This window comes from Nocardia exalbida NBRC 100660, from assembly GCF_000308575.1.
GTDB lineage: Bacteria > Actinomycetota > Actinomycetes > Mycobacteriales > Mycobacteriaceae > Nocardia > Nocardia exalbida.
In genome coordinates, this window is record NZ_BAFZ01000064.1 from 1 (window position 1) to 17,437 (window position 17,437).

At 68.6% G+C, this 17,437-nt stretch carries 17 protein-coding genes; 11 read left to right on the forward strand and 6 right to left on the reverse strand.

The window, feature by feature from the left end:
* The 7 genes from ON29_RS15855 to ON29_RS15885 all read left to right on the forward strand — a co-directional run.
* On the forward strand, positions 1–566 hold a 566-nt coding region (locus ON29_RS15855), incomplete at its 5' end, for an undecaprenyl-diphosphate phosphatase (RefSeq protein WP_040867065.1).
* A gap of 16 nt (positions 567–582) precedes the next feature.
* The gene (locus ON29_RS15860) at positions 583–1,341 is read left to right on the forward strand and encodes a histidine phosphatase family protein (RefSeq protein WP_040867066.1); all 759 of its coding nucleotides are present in this window, start codon (positions 583–585) and stop codon (positions 1,339–1,341) included.
* 73 nt (positions 1,342–1,414) lie between these two features.
* A complete protein-coding gene (locus tag ON29_RS15865) occupies positions 1,415–1,999 on the forward strand; it encodes a DUF3090 domain-containing protein (protein WP_039798216.1) in 585 nt (194 codons plus the stop codon).
* Between the two features lie 4 nt (positions 2,000–2,003).
* A complete protein-coding gene (locus ON29_RS15870; protein WP_040867067.1) occupies positions 2,004–2,813 on the forward strand; it encodes an SCO1664 family protein in 810 nt (269 codons plus the stop codon).
* A 75-nt stretch (positions 2,814–2,888) separates the two neighbouring features.
* Positions 2,889–3,311 carry a hypothetical protein gene (locus tag ON29_RS15875; RefSeq protein ID WP_051175268.1) on the forward strand — a complete coding sequence of 141 codons (423 nt, stop codon included), beginning with the start codon at positions 2,889–2,891 and terminating at the stop codon, positions 3,309–3,311.
* Between the two features lie 137 nt (positions 3,312–3,448).
* Positions 3,449–4,687 (forward strand): cysteine--1-D-myo-inosityl 2-amino-2-deoxy-alpha-D-glucopyranoside ligase, encoded by a 1,239-nt coding sequence (mshC, locus tag ON29_RS15880; RefSeq protein ID WP_040867068.1) that lies wholly within the window; start codon positions 3,449–3,451, stop codon positions 4,685–4,687.
* A 47-nt stretch (positions 4,688–4,734) separates the two neighbouring features.
* On the forward strand, positions 4,735–5,814 hold the full coding sequence (locus tag ON29_RS15885) for an MBL fold metallo-hydrolase (RefSeq protein ID WP_040867069.1): 1,080 nt from the start codon (positions 4,735–4,737) through the stop codon (positions 5,812–5,814).
* Positions 5,815–6,036: 222 nt separating this feature from the next.
* Here the strand turns inward: ON29_RS15885 and ON29_RS15890 are convergent, their stop codons facing one another.
* Complete coding sequence (locus tag ON29_RS15890) at positions 6,037–6,687, reverse strand: enoyl-CoA hydratase-related protein (protein ID WP_040867070.1); 651 nt, start codon at positions 6,685–6,687, stop codon at positions 6,037–6,039.
* A 35-nt stretch (positions 6,688–6,722) separates the two neighbouring features.
* The gene (locus tag ON29_RS15895; protein WP_040867072.1) at positions 6,723–7,328 is read right to left on the reverse strand and encodes a TetR family transcriptional regulator; all 606 of its coding nucleotides are present in this window, start codon (positions 7,326–7,328) and stop codon (positions 6,723–6,725) included.
* Positions 7,329–7,540: 212 nt separating this feature from the next.
* Here ON29_RS15895 and ON29_RS15900 point away from each other — a divergent pair, with 212 nt between their 5' ends.
* Complete coding sequence (locus tag ON29_RS15900) at positions 7,541–8,089, forward strand: TetR/AcrR family transcriptional regulator (protein WP_040867073.1); 549 nt, start codon at positions 7,541–7,543, stop codon at positions 8,087–8,089.
* Between the two features lie 10 nt (positions 8,090–8,099).
* Here ON29_RS15900 and ON29_RS15905 read toward each other — a convergent pair whose 3' ends face one another.
* Positions 8,100–9,956 (reverse strand): Na+/H+ antiporter, encoded by a 1,857-nt coding sequence (locus tag ON29_RS15905; RefSeq protein WP_040867075.1) that lies wholly within the window; start codon positions 9,954–9,956, stop codon positions 8,100–8,102.
* A gap of 127 nt (positions 9,957–10,083) precedes the next feature.
* Between ON29_RS15905 and ON29_RS15910 the strand changes: the two genes are divergently transcribed.
* A complete protein-coding gene (locus ON29_RS15910) occupies positions 10,084–10,986 on the forward strand; it encodes an alpha/beta fold hydrolase (RefSeq protein WP_040867083.1) in 903 nt (300 codons plus the stop codon).
* Positions 10,987–11,130: 144 nt separating this feature from the next.
* Entirely contained in the window at positions 11,131–12,102 is a 972-nt protein-coding gene (locus tag ON29_RS15915; protein ID WP_040867077.1) for an enoyl-CoA hydratase/isomerase family protein, read from the forward strand.
* A gap of 309 nt (positions 12,103–12,411) precedes the next feature.
* Here ON29_RS15915 and ON29_RS15920 read toward each other — a convergent pair whose 3' ends face one another.
* Complete coding sequence (locus ON29_RS15920; RefSeq protein WP_040867079.1) at positions 12,412–12,843, reverse strand: tautomerase family protein; 432 nt, start codon at positions 12,841–12,843, stop codon at positions 12,412–12,414.
* 94 nt (positions 12,844–12,937) lie between these two features.
* Here ON29_RS15920 and ON29_RS15925 point away from each other — a divergent pair, with 94 nt between their 5' ends.
* Positions 12,938–13,531 carry a TetR/AcrR family transcriptional regulator gene (locus ON29_RS15925; RefSeq protein WP_040867084.1) on the forward strand — a complete coding sequence of 198 codons (594 nt, stop codon included), beginning with the start codon at positions 12,938–12,940 and terminating at the stop codon, positions 13,529–13,531.
* A gap of 73 nt (positions 13,532–13,604) precedes the next feature.
* Here ON29_RS15925 and ON29_RS15930 read toward each other — a convergent pair whose 3' ends face one another.
* Both ON29_RS15930 and yczE read right to left on the reverse strand, forming a co-directional pair.
* Positions 13,605–15,818 (reverse strand): molybdopterin oxidoreductase family protein, encoded by a 2,214-nt coding sequence (locus tag ON29_RS15930; RefSeq protein WP_051175269.1) that lies wholly within the window; start codon positions 15,816–15,818, stop codon positions 13,605–13,607.
* A 369-nt stretch (positions 15,819–16,187) separates the two neighbouring features.
* On the reverse strand, positions 16,188–16,829 hold the full coding sequence (yczE, locus tag ON29_RS15935; RefSeq protein ID WP_040867092.1) for a membrane protein YczE: 642 nt from the start codon (positions 16,827–16,829) through the stop codon (positions 16,188–16,190).
* Between the last annotated feature and the right edge of the window lie 608 nt (positions 16,830–17,437).

Genomic DNA, 17,437 nt, shown 5'->3' on the forward strand with positions numbered 1-17,437 from the left:
ATGTGATCATCGCCACCATTCCCATCGGAGTGCTGGGGTTCTTGTTCAAAGACGAGATCCGCACCGGCGCCCGCAATCTGTGGCTGGTGTCGTTCATGCTGATCTTCTTCGCCCTGGTCATCGCCGCCGGTGAGCACTTCGGCCGCAAGGAACGCTCCATCGAGCAACTGACCACCCGCGACGGCCTGGCCATGGGTTTCGCGCAATGCCTGGCGTTGATCCCCGGTGTCTCGCGCTCGGGAGCGACCTCGACCGCGGGCCTGTTCCTGGGCTTGGAGCGCGAAGCGGCCGTGCGGTTTTCGTTCCTGCTCGCCATCCCCGCCGTGACCGCCTCGGGCCTGTTCAGCCTGCCGGACGCGTTCGAACCCGCTGGTGAGGGCCTCAACGCCAGTGGGACGCAACTGCTGGTGGCCACCGTGCTGGCGTTCGCGGTCGGCTACGCGTCGGTGGCGTGGCTGTTGCGTTTCGTGGCACGGCATTCGCTGTACTGGTTCGTCGGCTACCGCGTCGTACTGGGCGCGATCATCATGGGCCTGCTGGCGGGCGGGGTGGTCTCGGCGACATGATCGCTAGGCTGGCCGCATGACGGTGATCCTGCTGCGCCACGGTGTGTCGACCTCCAACAGCGCCCACACCCTGGCCGGTCGCAGCACCGGCGTCGAACTCACCGAGCGCGGCGAGGAGCAGGCCAGGGCCGTGGCCGAACGCCTGGCCGGGCTGCCGATCGAACGCATCGTGCACTCCCCGCTGCTGCGCTGCCAGCGCACGATCGCACCGCTGGCGGAAAAGTTCGGGCTGGAACCGGTATTCGACGACCGGCTGCTCGAGGTGGACTACGGCGAGTGGACCGGCCGCCCCATCGGCGAACTGCTGGAGGAACCGCTGTGGAAAGTCGTGCAGCGCCATGCCTCCGGCGCGGTGTTCCCCGGCGGGGAGGGTCTGGCACAGGTGCAGGCGCGCGCGGTCGCCGCGATCCGCGACCACGACCGCGCCCTGGCCGAGCAGCACGGCCGCGACGCGCTGTGGGTGGCGTGCACGCACGGGGACGTGATCAAGTCGGTCCTCGCCGACGCGCTGGGCATTCACCTCGACGGCTTCCAGCGCATCGTCGTGGAGCCCGCCTCGATCAGCGTCGTGCGCTACACCCCGACCGCGCCCTACGTATGGCGGCTCAACGACACCGGCGCCGACCTGTCCGCCCTCGCCGCGGCCGGCGCGCAACGCCCGGCGGCGACCTCGGCAGCGCCCGGACCGGAGACCTCCGGGCCAGTCCCCGGTGGCGAGCTCGGCAATACCGGCAGTGCGGATAATGGGAATGCGGAGCGTCGAGATTCCTTGTAAACAACCGAGCGGTCGTTGTATGGAATCCCCGCACCGCGGGTAGTCGATCAGGGTCACGTATCAGGAGGTGCATGTGTCACGCGCAATCCATGTATTCCGCACCCCCGATCGTTTCGTCGCCGGGACCGTCGGTGAGCCGGGCGATCGCGCGTTCTATCTGCAGGCGGTGCAGGAGCCGCGCGTGGTCAGCGTGCTGCTGGAAAAGCAGCAGGTCAAGGTCCTCGCCGACCGGATGGGTCTGCTGCTGGACGAGGTCGCGCGCCGCTTCGGCGCGGAAGTGCCCCCGCAGGCCGAGGACGTCAGCGACAACGCGCCCCTGGTCACCCCGATCGACGCCGAGTTCCGCGTCGGCACCATGGGCCTGGGCTGGGACGCCGACGCCGGGGCGGTGGTGGTGGAACTGCTGGCGATCACCGAGACCGAGGTCGACGAGTCGGTGGTGCTCGACGACACCGAAGAGGGCCCCGACGCGGTGCGGGTGTTCCTCACCCCGATCCAGGCCCGCGAATTCGCGTTGCGCTCCACCCGGGTGATCGCGGCGGGCCGCCCGCCGTGCCCGCTGTGCGGGGAGCCGCTGTCGGCACGCGGGCACATGTGCGTGCGCACCAACGGCTACAAGCGCGGTGACATCTTCGGCGCGGCCGAACTAGAGGAGTGATTCGGTGGCCGAGACCGGGGACGGATTCCACAGCGGCGAACTGACGGTGATCGGGCGGATCAGCACCGCCAGCAACGTGACCCTGGTCTGCGACGTCGACGACACCGCCACCGACGACGCGCCGCTGCGGGTGGTCTACAAACCGGTCCGCGGCGAACGGCCACTGTGGGACTTCCCCGACGGCACCCTGGCCGGGCGTGAGGTGGCCTCCTACCTTATCTCCGAGGCCGTCGGCTGGGGCGTGATCCCCGAAACCATTCTGCGCGAGGGCCCTTTCGGGATCGGCATGGTGCAACGCTGGGTCGTCGGCGTGGACAACCACACCGACCGCGGCGACCGCCTGGACCTGATCGACCTGTGCCCCGCGGGCGCGGTGCCCGACGGATTCCGCGAGGTGCTGCGCGCGGTGGACGACGTGGGCAACGAAGTGTCACTCATCCACGCCGACGATCCGCGACTGCAGCGCGTGGCGGTCCTCGATGTGCTGCTCAACAACGCCGACCGCAAGGGCGGGCACGCGCTGGAAGGGCTCGACGGGCAGGTCTACGGCGTCGACCACGGCATCTGCCTGCACGCGGAGTACAAACTGCGCACCGTGCTGTGGGGCTGGGCCGGTCAACCCCTCGGCGACGGCCTGATCGCGGACATCACCGCGTTCGCCGAGCAGCTGCCCGGCGCGTTCGCCGACACCCTCAGCTCCCACATCACCGACACCGAGATCGACGCGTTGATCGAGCGCACCCAGCAGTTGCTCGACGAACCGGTGATGCCGGTGCCGCGCACCTCCCGCCCCATCCCGTGGCCCGCCTTCTGAACCCGCCGCCGCGCGGGCCGGATTCCTGGCACAGTTGAAGCTTCGAACGCTCGGCGCCACGACGAGGAGGACGCGATGCCCCACTCCACTCCGGACCGGGCGGCACCGGCGGTGCGGATCGTCATCGGCGCACCGACCTACCGCATCGCGCTGCACTATGTGCACCTCTACGACAAGAAGCCCTATCCCGACACCGACCTGCACCTCTACGACAACGGCGTCTACTGGCTGAGCTCGGCGGGGGAGAACCACTTCGGCGTCTACGTCCTCACCGAAGGCTCGGTGGACTCCGGGCGGTTCACCATGCGATTCATCTCTTTGCCTTCCGCGGACTGGGGCGATACGGTCGCTTATCACGAACTCGAGTTCGACGTCGCCCGCGGCGAATTCACCCAGCTCGCCCTCGCCGACACCGATCCCGACATCCCCGAGCTGGACGGCACGTTCGCGATCACACCCAACACGATCGCCGATCCCACCCGCCGCGCGGGCAGCTGATTCAGCGAAACCGAAATCATTGACATCCCACGATTTGCTGGAAGACGCAGGTCGCGACAGGCGAGCGCACCCGCCCGATCGTCGCGGGCACCGGGCCGGGGACCGATGACCCCCACCACACCTTTACCCTCGTAAGCATGCAGTCCTGGTCCGATACCGCCCTCCCCACCGTCCCCGGAGCAGGACCGCCGTTGCGGTTGTACGACACCGCCGACCGTCAGGTACGCCCGGTCACCCCCGGCTCCACCGCGACGATGTACGTCTGCGGCATCACCCCCTACGACGCCACCCACCTCGGGCACGCCGCGACCTACCTGACCTTCGATCTGGTCAACCGCCTGTGGCGCGACGCGGGCCACGACGTGCACTACGTGCAGAACGTCACCGACGTCGACGACCCGCTGTTCGAACGCGCCGCCCGCGACGGCGTGGACTGGCGCGAGCTGGGCGCCGCGGAGACCGACCTGTTCCGCGAGGACATGGCCGCGCTGCGGATCGTGCCGCCGCGCGACTACATCGGCGCCATCGAATCCGTCGACGAGGTCGTGGAATTCGTGCAGAAACTGCTGGCCTCGGGCGCGGCCTACGTCGTCGACGACGCCGAATTCCCCGACGTCTACTTCCGCGCCGACGCCACCGAGCAGTTCGGCTACGAATCCGGCTACGACCGCCCCACCATGGAGCGGCTGTTCGCCGAACGCGGCGGCGACCCCGGCCGCCCCGGCAAACGCGACACCATCGACGCGCTGCTGTGGCGCGCGGCGCGTCCGGGCGAGCCCTCCTGGCCCGCCCCGTTCGGCCAGGGACGCCCCGGCTGGCACATCGAGTGTTCGGCGATCGCCTTGAACCGCATCGGCCCGGAATTCGACATCCAGGGCGGCGGCAGCGACCTGATCTACCCCCACCACGAATACTCCGCCGCGCACGCCGAGTCGCTCATCGCCGGGCGCCGCTTCGCCCGCCACTACGTGCACGCCGGCCTGATCGGGCTGGACGGGGAGAAGATGTCGAAATCGCGCGGCAACCTCGTCCTGGTCTCGGCGCTGCGCCGCGACGGCGTCGACCCGGCGGCCATCCGCCTGGGCCTGCTGGCCGGGCACTACCGCCAGGACCGGATGTGGACCGACGCCCTGCTCGAGCAGGCGCAGCGACGTCTGGATCTGTGGCGCGACGCCGCTGCCCGCCCGGCGGGCCCCTCGGCCGCCGACACCGTCGCCCGCGTGCGCCAGCACCTGGCCGACGACCTGGACACCCCCAAGGCGCTCGACGCGCTCGACAGCTGGGCCCGCCGAGCCCTCGACTACGGCGGCCAGGACACCGACGCCCCGGCGCTGATCGCCGCCGCCGTCGACGCGCTACTCGGTATCCGCCTGTAGGACCGCTGCTCTTGCCCGCATCCCCTCGCCCGTGATGGGGTAGCCGCGTGTGCAAGCTTCCCGGTGCGGGTCTGTTCGGTCCCGGCGGCAAATTCGCGACCCTGGCGGCCGGACGACTACGGCCCGCGGCCGACCCCGCCGATCCACGCACGATCGCGGCGCGTACCCGGTTCTTCGGCGCCGACACCGTCGACCCCGCCACCGGCGTACCGCGCAGCGACCGGGTCGTGCTGTCGTGGGTCGGCTGCACCACCTACGCCCTGGCCATCGGCGGTTCGGTTTTCCTGCTCGATGCCTGGGTGCCGCGGCTGACCAGCACCGGATACGTCCCGGCCACCCCGCAGCAGTTGGCGGACCTGGCGCCCGCGGCGATCTTCATCGGTCACGGGCACTTCGACCACGCGGGCGACGCCGCCCGCATCGCGCAGGCCACCGGCGCCACCGTGCACGGCACCGCCGAGCACTGCGCCGCTATCGCCGCGCAGGTCGGCGACCCGGCGTTCCCCACCGTCGCGCACGGTGACGCGCACACCCCGATCGGCACCAGGGAGGACTGCACCGTCGGCGCGGTCGAGGTCACCGTCGTCCGGCATCTGCACTCCGCACGCACCCCACCCGACCCCGTCGGCGGCTCACCACGGTTCTTCCCCCGCCCCGAACCGGGAATCGTGCGCACACACCCGCCGACCCTCGAAGGCCTGCTGCAAGCAGCGCCGCGGCTGCGTGACGCCGAGGGCGGGGTCCTGCTGTACCAGTTCCGGGTACCGGGTTTGTGCCTGGTGTGGCACGACTCGACCGGTCCGCTCACCGAACGCGCACCGCACGTATTCGACGTCCTGGCCGCGCTACCGGCCACCGACGTGCAGATCGGCGCCGTGCAGGGCTACAACCAGATCAGCAACGGCCTGCGCGATCCCCGCACCTACCTCGAGGCATTGTCGCCGGGACTGTTCGTCCCGTCCCATCACGACAACTGGCTGCCCGGCCTGACCGCGAGCGCGGCGACCTACGACGCGCCGCTGCGCGCGGAACTGGACAAGATCCCCGCGGCACGACGACCGGAACTGCGCGCATTACACGACCCCGCCGACTACATCCGGCCCCAGCGCCTCACGTTCACGCTGTGACGGCGCGCGGCGGCGCCGATACCGGAATCGCCACTCCCGCAAGGGCGTCGCGGGCAGGTTTCGGCCCGCAATGGCGCGAGCGGCAGCGGCGACGCGAATCGATTCTGCTTCGCGCCGCCGCTGCCGCTCGCGCCGATCGAACACCGCGCCGATCCGGGTGCCGCATCCGGACAAGTGTTGCCACACCGTGTATTTCGGCTCGAGTAGCGGCGACCGGGACTCCTAGGCGGTCAATGCCGCGACGGCAGTGGCGTACATGGTGTTCTTGATCGCGCCGAGGGTGCCGGGATCTTTGCCGCCCAGCGGGGCGAGCAGGGCCACGGCGGTGTCGGTGACCGCTGTTTCGGCGGCGGTGGCGTCGACGATGTCGAGGGCCGCGGCGTCGATGCCGCCGAAGCGGCGGCCGGTTGTCATCGAGGCGACGGCGCTCTTCGGGGTGAGTTTGGCCTGGATGAGCGCGGCCATGCCGGGGGTGAAGCGGATGTGGATGTCGACTTCGGGGAAGCAGAAGTAGCCGCGGTCGGCGCGCATGACGCGGTAGTCGTGGGCGATGGCGAGCATGGCGCCCGCACCGAACGCGTGGCCGGGCAACGCGGCGGCGGTGGGCATGGGCAAGGTCAGTACGCGGGCCAGCAGCGCCTGCACCTGCTCGACGTACCATTCGGCGCGTTCGGCATGGGCGCCGAGCCAGTCGAGGTCGAGTCCGTTGGAGTAGAACTTGCCGCTCGCGGTGGTGACCAGGCCCTGAGCGCCGTCGGCCACAGCGGTGTCGAGGTGGTCCCCGACCTGGTCCAGGAAGTCGGGGGAGAAACGGTTTTCGTCGCCGCCCAGATCGAGAACGGCGATCTTGTCTTGATAGTCGAGGGTGGGCATTGGTGTTCCTTCCATTGAGGGTCGGTGGTGGGGGATCACAGCGGCGGCGGGCCGACGGCGAGTACGGCGCGCACGGCGCCGCGCAGATACTCACGCGCGCGCGGATCCGCCAGTCGGTCACGGCGCAGCAGCACGGCGGTGGGCAGATCGACCAGGCACAACGTCATGACGTCGACGGCGTGGCGATCGCCGCGCTGCCACAGCCGGCGTGACAGCCGCACCAGCAGCTCGACCAAGACCGCGTCGGTGGCCGCCAGGTCGGCGGCCACGCTGTCGGGCACCTCTCCCAGCAGCTCCTCGCGTCGCACCGCGAGCAGCAGCCGCGAGGAGTCCGGGTGGCGCTCGGCGAAGACGGCGGGCGCCTCGGCGGCCGCGACCACGGCCTCGACGTCGTCGTCGTGGCGGTCCAGCGCCGCGGTCACCAGCGCGGTTTGCAGGTCGAGGAAGCGGCGCGCGGCGCGCAACCAGGTGCGGCCGAGCAGCTCCGCGCGGGATCCGAAGGTGTGGTAGATCGCGCCGTTGGAGATGCCGGTGGCTGCGGCGACCGCGCGGGTGGTGACCGCGGCGGGGCCGGAGCCGACGGCCAGTGATTCCGCGGCGTCGAGCACGGTGTCGGGGTCGTGCGTGCGGGGGCGGGGCATGCCGACACAGTAACAGAGCAGATGCTCTGTTATCGAGCGCGCGGCGGCCGCGAGCGCATCACGTTCGGGCGCTAGATATTTCAGCAGGTAACAGGTACCGAAGAGTCTTCTCGGGATACGCCGCGGTACTTCCCGGGCTCGGTCCGGCCGACGCTACGATGCGGTACTGTTCGGTCCCTCCCCCCTGACCGACCGAAGAGAACGGCGCACGTATGTCACGAGTGGTCACCAAGGAGCAGTACTTCGACACCGGGTTGGAAGTGCTCGCCGAACTCGGCTTCAAGGGTCTCAACATCGGCGTGCTGTGCCGGCAACTCGGCGTCACCAGCGGGTCGTTCTACCACCACTTCGGCAGCTGGCAGGGATTCGTCGACGCCCTGCTCGAGCACTGGGAGAACCGCCAAGTGCGCATCCTGGGCACCATGCCGTTCAACAAGGGCAACCCCGACGACGACATCCGCGCGATGTCCGACCTCGCCGCCGGACTGCACCATGCCGCCGAAGCCGCCATCCGCGCCTGGGCGGCCAACGACGAATCGGTCAACCTCGCCCTCAAACGCGTCGACGAATCCCGCAGGCGCACCGTGCACAAAGCGGTCAAAGGCATCGTCCGCGACGACGACACCGCCGCCGTGGTCACCTCACTGGGCATGGCGATGCTCGTCGGCTACCAGCAGATCGCCGCGGGCGGGGAGAACCTGTCACTGGACCAACTGCTGGCCGAATACGCGCGCCTGATCTACAGCCACGCCCAGCGCTGACCCTGCCCGGCTAGCCGAGCAGTTCATCGACATAACACCAACGCCACGCCTCGCCCGGCTCCACACTGCGCATCACCGGATGACCACTGGCCCCGTGATGCTTGGTCGCGTGATTGCCCGGCGAGGAATCACAGCAGGCCACATGCCCGCACGACAGGCACATCCGCAGATGCACCCACGCCAGCCCCTCGGCGACACACTCGGGGCATTCGTCGGGCCCGGCGTGCGCACGCACCAGCGGCGCGTCGCGCAGATGCGCGCACACCTCCTCGGCCACCGGCGCGGCCAACGGTTCCGCGCGCTCCTCCTCGGCCTCATCGAAGCGATCGATGATCGACTCCTCCAGATCCAACTGCGCCAGCACATGCTGCAGGATCTGGTAGTCGACCGTGCCCGAATCCCGCACCCGCAACACCGATTCGCGTTCGGCACGCAACATCGCCAACCGCAGCCGCCGGTACTCCGCGGTGGGCGTCACCAGTTCCGATTCCGCCCGCCCCAGCCGCTCCCACGCCGCATTCGCCTTCCACAAAACGCGATCACGCAATGTCTGCACCACCCCGGGCGGCGTATCCGCGGTGATCTGCTCTTCGAGCGCGGCCAAACCGGCCGACGTCGCCTGCTGCAACACATTCGCCTTCTGCAACGCGTCCTCGGCGCGACTGGGCGCACGCAACCGCAGCCACCGCACCAGCCACGGCAGCGACGTCCCCTGCACCAGCAACGTCCCCGCCACCACCACCAGCGCCAGCAGCTTCAGCACGGCCAACAGCGGCGTGTCCTCCGACAGCAGCAACACCGCCGCCAGCGTCACCACACCGCGCATCCCCGCCCACGACACCACCACCAGTTCACCGGCCGGTACCGCCGCACCGTTGCCGAGACTGTGGGAAACCAGCGAGGAACCGAACACCCAGATCGGCCGCGCCAGCATCGTGACCGCCACCACCGCCAGCGCCGACCACACCAACCTGGCGTGATCGAGATCGCTGTGCCAAGCACCCTCCACGATCCCGCGCACCTGCAACCCGATCAGCACGAACACCGCACTCTCCAGAATGAACTGGATCGTCCGCCAATTGATGCGCTCGGCGATCCGCGACGCGGCACTCTGCCAAACCGGCGCGTTGTGCCCCAGGATCATGCCGCACACCACCACCGCGATCACCCCGGAGGCATGGATGCTCTCGGCAGGCAGATACGCCACGAACGGCGCCAGGAACGACAGCGTCGTGTCCATCACCGGATCGGTGATGCGCCGCCGCAGCATCGCCAGCAGATACGCCACGACCACCCCCACCGCCGCGCCGCCACCGGCCGCCAGCAGGAAATCCGCCCCCGCCTCCCACACCGACACCGTGCCCGCCATCGCCGCCAGCGCGGTCCGCAACGCCACCAGCGCGGTCGCGTCGTTGAACAACGACTCGTCCTCCAGGATCGTCACGATCCGCCGCGGCATCCCGATCCGCCGCGCCACCGCCGTCGCCGCCACCGCGTCCGGCGGAGCCACCACCGCACCCAACGCGACCGCCACCGCGAACGGCACCGGCAACAGCCACCACACCACGATCGCCACGGCGAACGTCGTGAACAACACCAATCCCACCGACAACAACGCGATCGTGCGCACATTCGCCCGGAAATCCACCAGCGACGTGCGGATCGCGGCGGTATACAGCAAAGGAGGCAGGAAACCGAGCAGAATGATCTCCGGCTCCAGGTGGATCTCCGGCACGAACGGCAGATACGACGCCGCCACACCGCCCACCGTCAGTACCAACGGTTCGGAGACCCCGAACCGGCGCGCCAGCGCCGCCAACCCGGCCGCCGACGCGACGAGAACAACCAAGCCGATCGCGACATGCACGGTGTAATTCTCGCAGAGCGCACGATCGGCAAACCGCCCGCGCGGTAGATGACACGTGCGCGGTCGGCCGAACTTACTGTGCCCGGCGCACCCACGCGCCATGCTTGTCGACGACAAGGAGGTAGACATGGAGGAGTTCGCGTCCTGGCGGGCGAACGGACGACGCCACACTCATCGCGGCCACCAGATCTTCTGGCGCGACGGAGGCTCAGGCGCCGACGGGACGCTGGTATGCATCCACGGATTTCCCACCGCGTCCTGGGACTGGCACCGCATCTGGCCCGGTCTGTGCGAACGTTTCGCCCGCGTCATCGCCCCCGACATGATCGGTTTCGGCTGGTCGGCCAAACCTCGCCACTACGACTACCGCATCACCGACCAAGCCGACCTCCACGAGAACCTGCTCCGCGAACAGGGTATCGGCCGATTCCACATCCTCGCCCACGACTACGGCGACACCGTCGCCCAAGAACTCCTGGCACGCGACGCCGAACGCCGCACGGCAGGCGACGAATCGCTGATGATCGAATCGGTGGTCCTGCTCAACGGCGGCCTGTTCCCCGAGGCCCACCGCGCGCGGCCGGTGCAGCGACTGCTGGCAGGCCCCCTCGGCCCGCTCGTCGGCGTCCTGGGCACCGAACGCACCTTCCACCGCAGCCTGGCCACCGTGTTCGGGCCCGACACCAAACCCACCGACATCGAACTGCACCAATTCTGGCTGCTGTGGTGCAGCAAACACGGAAAACGCAACGGCCACAAACTCATCCGCTACATGGCCGAACGCCGCAAACAGCGCCGGCGCTGGGTGGGCGCACTGCAACAGGCCCAGGTCCCGATCCGGCTCGTCGACGGCGTCACCGACCCCGTCTCCGGCGGCCACATGGCACACCGCTACCGCGAGCTCATCACCGACCCCGACGTGGTGGAACTGCCCCGAATCGGCCACTACCCCCAACTGGAAGCACCGGAACAGACCCTCACGGCCCTGCTGGAATTCCACGCCGACCGAGTACACAAGCCCACCGCCTGACCCCCTCCGGCGAACCGTGTTCCGGACCGGCCACCAGGCCGGTCCGGAACACTATCGTGTAGACGACCGTCGGGGCCCCCACCCGAAACAGGTTCGCGTGCAAACACTCTCGCGTTCCCCACCCGAGCACCGAAGGAGCCTCCGATGCCCGCCGCCGACCTCCACCTGGACACCATCGAACTCGACCGCACCGGGCGAGTACTCACCGCACGCGTCGTCGCACCCCCACTCAACTTCGTCACCCCCGCGGTCGTCCGCGACCTCGACACCCTCACCGCCACGGTAGACACCGACGACACCATCGGCGCGGTCGTGCTCACCGGGGGCCTACCCGGCCGCTTCCTCACCCACGCCGACCCCGCCGCCCTCGGCGGCATGATCGACCGGCCACATCCCTTCATCCCCGCCCGCGCCGCGGCACCGTTCCTGCGCGCCGCCGCGGCCGCGCTCCGCGTCCCCGGCGCGACCGACCTGGTCGAACGCCACGGCGGCGGCCTCGGCGCGGGCCTGGTCTGGGGCCACCGCTGGAAGCGCACCACCTTGCGGATGAACCGCTCCCGCGTCGCCTACCTCGCCGCCATCAACGGACCCGCACTCGGCGGCGGCCACGAGATCGCGCTGGCCTGCGACCTGCGCTACGCCGCCGACGCCGAGCACGTGCGCCTCGGCCAGATCGAGACACTGGCCAACCTCATCCCCGGCGGCGGCGCCACCCAACGCCTCACCCGCCTGCTCGGCGCCGCCAAAGCCATCGAGGTCACCCTCGAGGGCACACCCTTCACCGCCCGGGAAGCACTGCGCCTGGGACTGATTCACCGTCTGCTCCCCGCCGAGGACCTGCTCACCGAAACCCACGCCACCGCGGCACGGCTGGCCGCCCGCAACCCGATCGCCATCGCCGAACTCAAACGCGCCGTCTACTTCGGCTCCGACAAATCCCTCTCCCGCGGCCTGGACGCCGAACAAGCCGGATTCATCTCCGTCGGCACCACCGCCGCGGCCGCCCGCACCACCAAAGCCTTCTTCGAAGACCTCGACCGCCTCGCCGACACCCCCTTCCTCGCCGACCCGCAACCATGGTTGGACGGCACCCGCGTCGACCAGGTGAGCAAGTGACCAGCCGCGCGGCCGCCGCCCACCCATGCGCTGCACCCGTATCGCAACGGCGACAGCCTCCGCATCGGTCGGCGGCGACGGCGTGCAGTGGCTCGCGGCGCAGGACCAGCTCGGTGGTGTGGGCCTTGTAGGCCTGGATCGGCGAAGGGGACGCGCAGCAGGTCCGCGACCATGCCATCCCAGGGGCCGCCGGCCGGGCCGAACCCGAACGCGGCCAGGGTCGAAGTGCGTGTGGTGGAACATTTCGCGGTCAGCACGGGTGTGGGCCGGTGCCGCCATTGCAGGTGCCCGGTGCGAACGAGTTGCAGCTTACGCATTCTCGCGCTGCCCCTGCGCCAGTGCGGCCAGCTCCTGGAATTTCACGATGTTCCCGCCAGCGCCCCACGTGCCCTCCGGCTGTTCACCGATCAGCACCCACACCCGCAGCGCGTCACCCGCGGTGAGACCGGCGGCCGCGAGTATCTGCTCGGTGACCTCCTCGGCGAGCCCGGCCTTGCGCCGTGGCGAAAGCCCGCCTTCGGGAACGGTCACATCCACACGGAAGCGCGGCAGGTCGTCCTCCAATGCGGCGAAACACCCGTCGGCCACCTCCTCGACACGGCACCACGCTTGCGCACGGAAGAACGCGGTATCGGGCGCGCCTTCCCACTTCAGCAGGGTTTTCGGCAGCGACTTCATCAGCTCACCGCGCGCCTGGACGGTCAGGACTCCGGTAGGCAGGGTCAAGTGGATCATCGGCATCGGCGCGCTCCCTCGTGTCGGTCCGCGGTCTATAACAGTCGTTATAATCTGGGGACGCTACTATATGACAGCCGTCATAGACAAGGAGGTAGCGATGCCGGAATCCCCGGACTCACGCCAAAAGCTCGTGGCCGGAGCGGCCGATATGATCCGGCGACGCGGCCTCAACGCCACCAGCGTGCGCGAATTGGCCAAGCACGCCCACGCACCACTGGGATCGACCTACCACTACTTCCCGGGCGGCAAGACCCAACTCGCCACCGAAGCGGTCACCTTCGCCGGCGAACTCACCGCGACGCTGCTCGCTCGCGAACTCGAGAACGGACCCCTCCAGGGGTTGCGCGTCTTCCTACGAATGTGGCGAAAGCTAGTGGTGGACTCCGACTTCCGAGCCGGATGCCCGGTGCTGGCGGTCTCGATCGAAGACCTCCCCGAAACCGAAGGGGCGCCACACGAAGCAGCTGCCGCCGCCTTCGGCCGATGGACCGACCTGCTGACATCGTCGCTGCGCGAACACGGCGCCGACCCCGCTGATGCCGAACTCACCGCCACGCTGATCGTCACCGCCGTCGAGGGAAGCGTGGCGGTGTGCCGCGCCGAGCGCAGCACGCGAGCGCTGGACCGCATCAGCCGAAAGCTCGAACTGATCGTCCAGGACACCATCGCGCGAACGCCCGAGGAGAACTGATCGCTCCGCGATCCACCGGCGTTCGGCAACTCCACTAACCGCAGCCGGTGCAAAGTGACACGATCCGCACCCGTCAAGCAGTCGGCGCGGGCTCCCGCTCACTCACCCCGACCTGCTCCCCGGAATCGACCGACGCCCGCGCCACCGCCACCCAGGTGTTGTTCACCGCCGCCGTCCCCGAAAACGTGTCCGTCAACGCCGGATCGTGCAGCAAGTTCACATTCGCCCCCGGCAACGACGCCGCCACCGTCCACCCGACACCCGGCTCCTGATGCCCCCACCCATGCGGAATCGCCACCGTCCCGACCCGGATATCGTCACTGACCTCCACCGGCACCACAATCGACCCGGTCCGCGAACGCACCGTCACCGGCTCACCGTCGCGCAACCCCCGCGCCGCGGCGTCCTCCGGATGCATCAGCGCCGTGCACCGATCCCGCCCCTTCACCATCGAAGGCACATTGTGCAACCACGAATTGTTGCTGCGCAGATGACGCCGCCCGATCAACTTCAAGTCGTAGCCGTCCACCGGCGCGGTCACCGCCTTCCCGCGCTGCGCGTCCGCCAGGACCTCACGCGCCGCCGCCACGAAATCCTCCGGCGCCACCTGCACCTTCCGATCCTTCGTCCCCAGCAACGACCGCAACCTCGGCCGCAACGGCCCCAAATCGATCCCACCCGCCGCCGCGCGCGCCTTACCCACGGTCAACCCCTTGCGGCCCCGCCGCAACACCCCGTACGGACCCGCCGCAACCCCGAGGGCAGCGATCCGCACCGGACTCACCCGATCGAACAACCCGTTCAGCACCCGCGCGGTGAACCGACGAGCAGGCAGCGGCACCACCTCGGTGACCAGCCGCGCCATGATCTGCCAATCCTCCAGCCCATCGGCAGGCGGCTCGAATACCCGCGCGTCGAACCGCAAGTTGTTGCGCACACTGAACACCGGGAACAGGATGTTGACGTCCTCCCGCTCCAACGGCGAAATAGGCGGCAGAATGATGTCCGCGTGCCGCGTCGTCTCCGTGATGTACATGTCCACGGCCACATAGAAATCCAGCGAGTCCAGTGCCGCCCCCAACCGGCCGCGCTGCGGCGTCGACAACACCGGATTGCCCGCATACGTGATCATCGCGCGGATCCGGCCCGGCCCATCGGTCAGCATCTCCTCCGCCAGCGCCGCCACCGGCAACTCCGAACGAAACGACTTGTAGGTCCCGGAACTGTCCGTCCACGCCCCGTACCCCACCGGCAGATACTTCGCATACCGCGCCGCATCGATCGGCGGCGTCGCGAACATCTGACCGCCCGCCCGATCCAGATTGCCCGTCACCGCGTTGATCGTGTTCACCAACCAATGCGTCAACGTACCGGTCACCTGCTGACACACCCCGATTCGCGCGTACAGCACCGCCGAGGACGCCGCCGCGTGCTCCCGGGCCAACCCCCGAATCGTCTCCGCGTCCACCCCCGCGTACACCGCCATCTGCTCCGGAGACGCCTCGGCCACCAGCGCGCACAACCGCTCCCAACCGGTGCTCGACGCCCGAATCGCCTTCTCGTCGCACAGATCCTCGGCGACCAGCACATGCAACATCGCCAGCAGCAGATACACATCCCCGCCCGGCGCCACCGCGACGTGCTGATCGGCCAGCCGCGCCGTCTCGGTCCGCCGCGGGTCGATCACCACGACCTTCCCACCACGCCGCCGCACATCCCGAATCCGCTGCTTCGCATTCGGCATCGTGGTCACCGACCCGTTCGACACCGCCGGATTCGCGCCCAGAATCACCAGCCGATCGGTGCGATCGATGTCGGTCACCGGCATCAGCACATTCGAGCCGAACATCCGCCACGCGACGAACTCCTGCGGGAACTGATCTATCGACGAGGCCGAGAAGAAATTCCGCGTCATCAGCAACGTCCGCAGCAGCACCGCATACAACACCGACGAACTATGGGCCGCCGGATTACCGAGATACATGCCGACCGCACTGTTCCCGTGCTCGCGACGCACCTGCCGCAACCGCTGCCCGATCTCGCGAAACGCCTCGTCCCAGCCGATCGGCTCGAACGACGAACCCACCCGCCGCACCGGCGTACGCAACCGATCCGGGTCATGGTGCAACCCGCCCATCGCCGTCGCCTTCGGGCAGATGTACCCCTTCGACAGCACGTCCTCAGGATTACCCTCGATCCGCGTCACCCGGTCATCGGAGACCGTGACGAGAATTCCGCAGTGCGCCTCACACAACGTGCACTGCCGGGCAATGGTGGTAGCACTCATGTTCCACAGGCTAACCGGGGACACCACATTCCGTACAGGGCTGTACGTAAGATTGACGCGGGCACGCACGCGACCGCTCCGCACGCAATCCGGCGGCTGCTGACACTTCCGGGCGCACACCCTACTTTTACCGCCGCACAAACCATTTCGGACGTCTACGGACCTCTTGATCACGCCGCCCGGTCGGCCGATGACCTCCCGGCTCCGAGCTGAGCGATCACGGCGAGCAGCCGAGACGATTCGCGCCGCAGCGCCTGAGCTCCAGGACACCGACGACGACGCGGCTACCCGAGAGGCATGGCCGAGCTCAGCCCTAAGCGTCACCGTGACGATTAGGGCTGAACTCGGGGGATCGGCAGGGGAGACGACCTACGCCGTCGGTACCCCGGCGACTTCGCGGGCGGCAGGCGCCGGCTTCGTCGCCGCGAATCCCGGCAGGAATCGGTTCACCACGGGAATCATCAGGTGAATCAGCGGACCGATTCCGAAGGCATACACCAGCGTCCCGATGCCGACGCTGCCGCCGAGAACGAACCCCGTCGCCAGCACGGTCACCTCGATCGCCGTGCGCACCACCCACACCGATCGCCCGGTTCGCCGCACCAGTCCAGTCATCAGTCCATCGCGCGGTCCCGGACCCATACCCGCGCCGATGTACAACACACTCGCCACCGCGTTCAGCACCACAGCGGCCCCCATGGCCGCGACCCGCACCGCGAGCAGATCCCACGACGGCAGCCACGCGAGCCCCGCATCGACCGACACGGCGATCACCACGACATTGCTCACCGTGCCCAGGCCGGGCATCTGCCGCAGCGGAATCCAGGCCAGCAGCACCGCGACACCGGTAACCGCCGTGACGGCACCGAAACTGATCGGCACCTGCCGCGCGACGCCTTGATGGAACACATCCCACGGATCCAGTCCGAGCCCCGCCCGGACCATGACGGCCATCGAGAACCCGTACAACCACAATCCGACATACAACGCGATCAACCGACGAACCAGCACCGACTCAGCCTGCCCGCAACTGGACACCACAACCAGAGCCAATCACCAATCACTGGACCTCAAAACAACGGCCACCGAAGTCAATTACCACACCGGAGCAGCTCCCAATTCATCACTGTGACGTTTCTACACATCCGAAGACTAGACCAGGGGAGCCCACTCTAGGGAAAACCCAAGATTCACCAACGAAGCCAAGAATCACCGGAAAATTTCCACTAAGCGGACAAACGCGCCAAGAGGGTTCGACCGCCGGACAACGAACACCGCCCACCCGAGAGCCCGTAGTCGACCCGACAGAGCCGCACGGGCAGCGAATGGCATACAGCGGCAACGACGTACCGCGATAAGCCACGCCCACAACCTGCGCCGAAATTGCGCCGATAATCAACATTATGTCAACTAGAGGGGCACCCAGCACCTTCCGACCCTTCCCTCACCCGAGCGACCCCTACGGCTCGACAGTCAGATGAGACGTATCGGCGAGGCTGAGAACCGCTCGGTTGCGCCAGTAATCGTCGTGCCGCAGATGCGTGATCGCGCCGGGCGCGGTCGAGAACGAGACGAAGCCGACCGGCACCATCATCCACGTCGTGAGAACGAATGTCAGT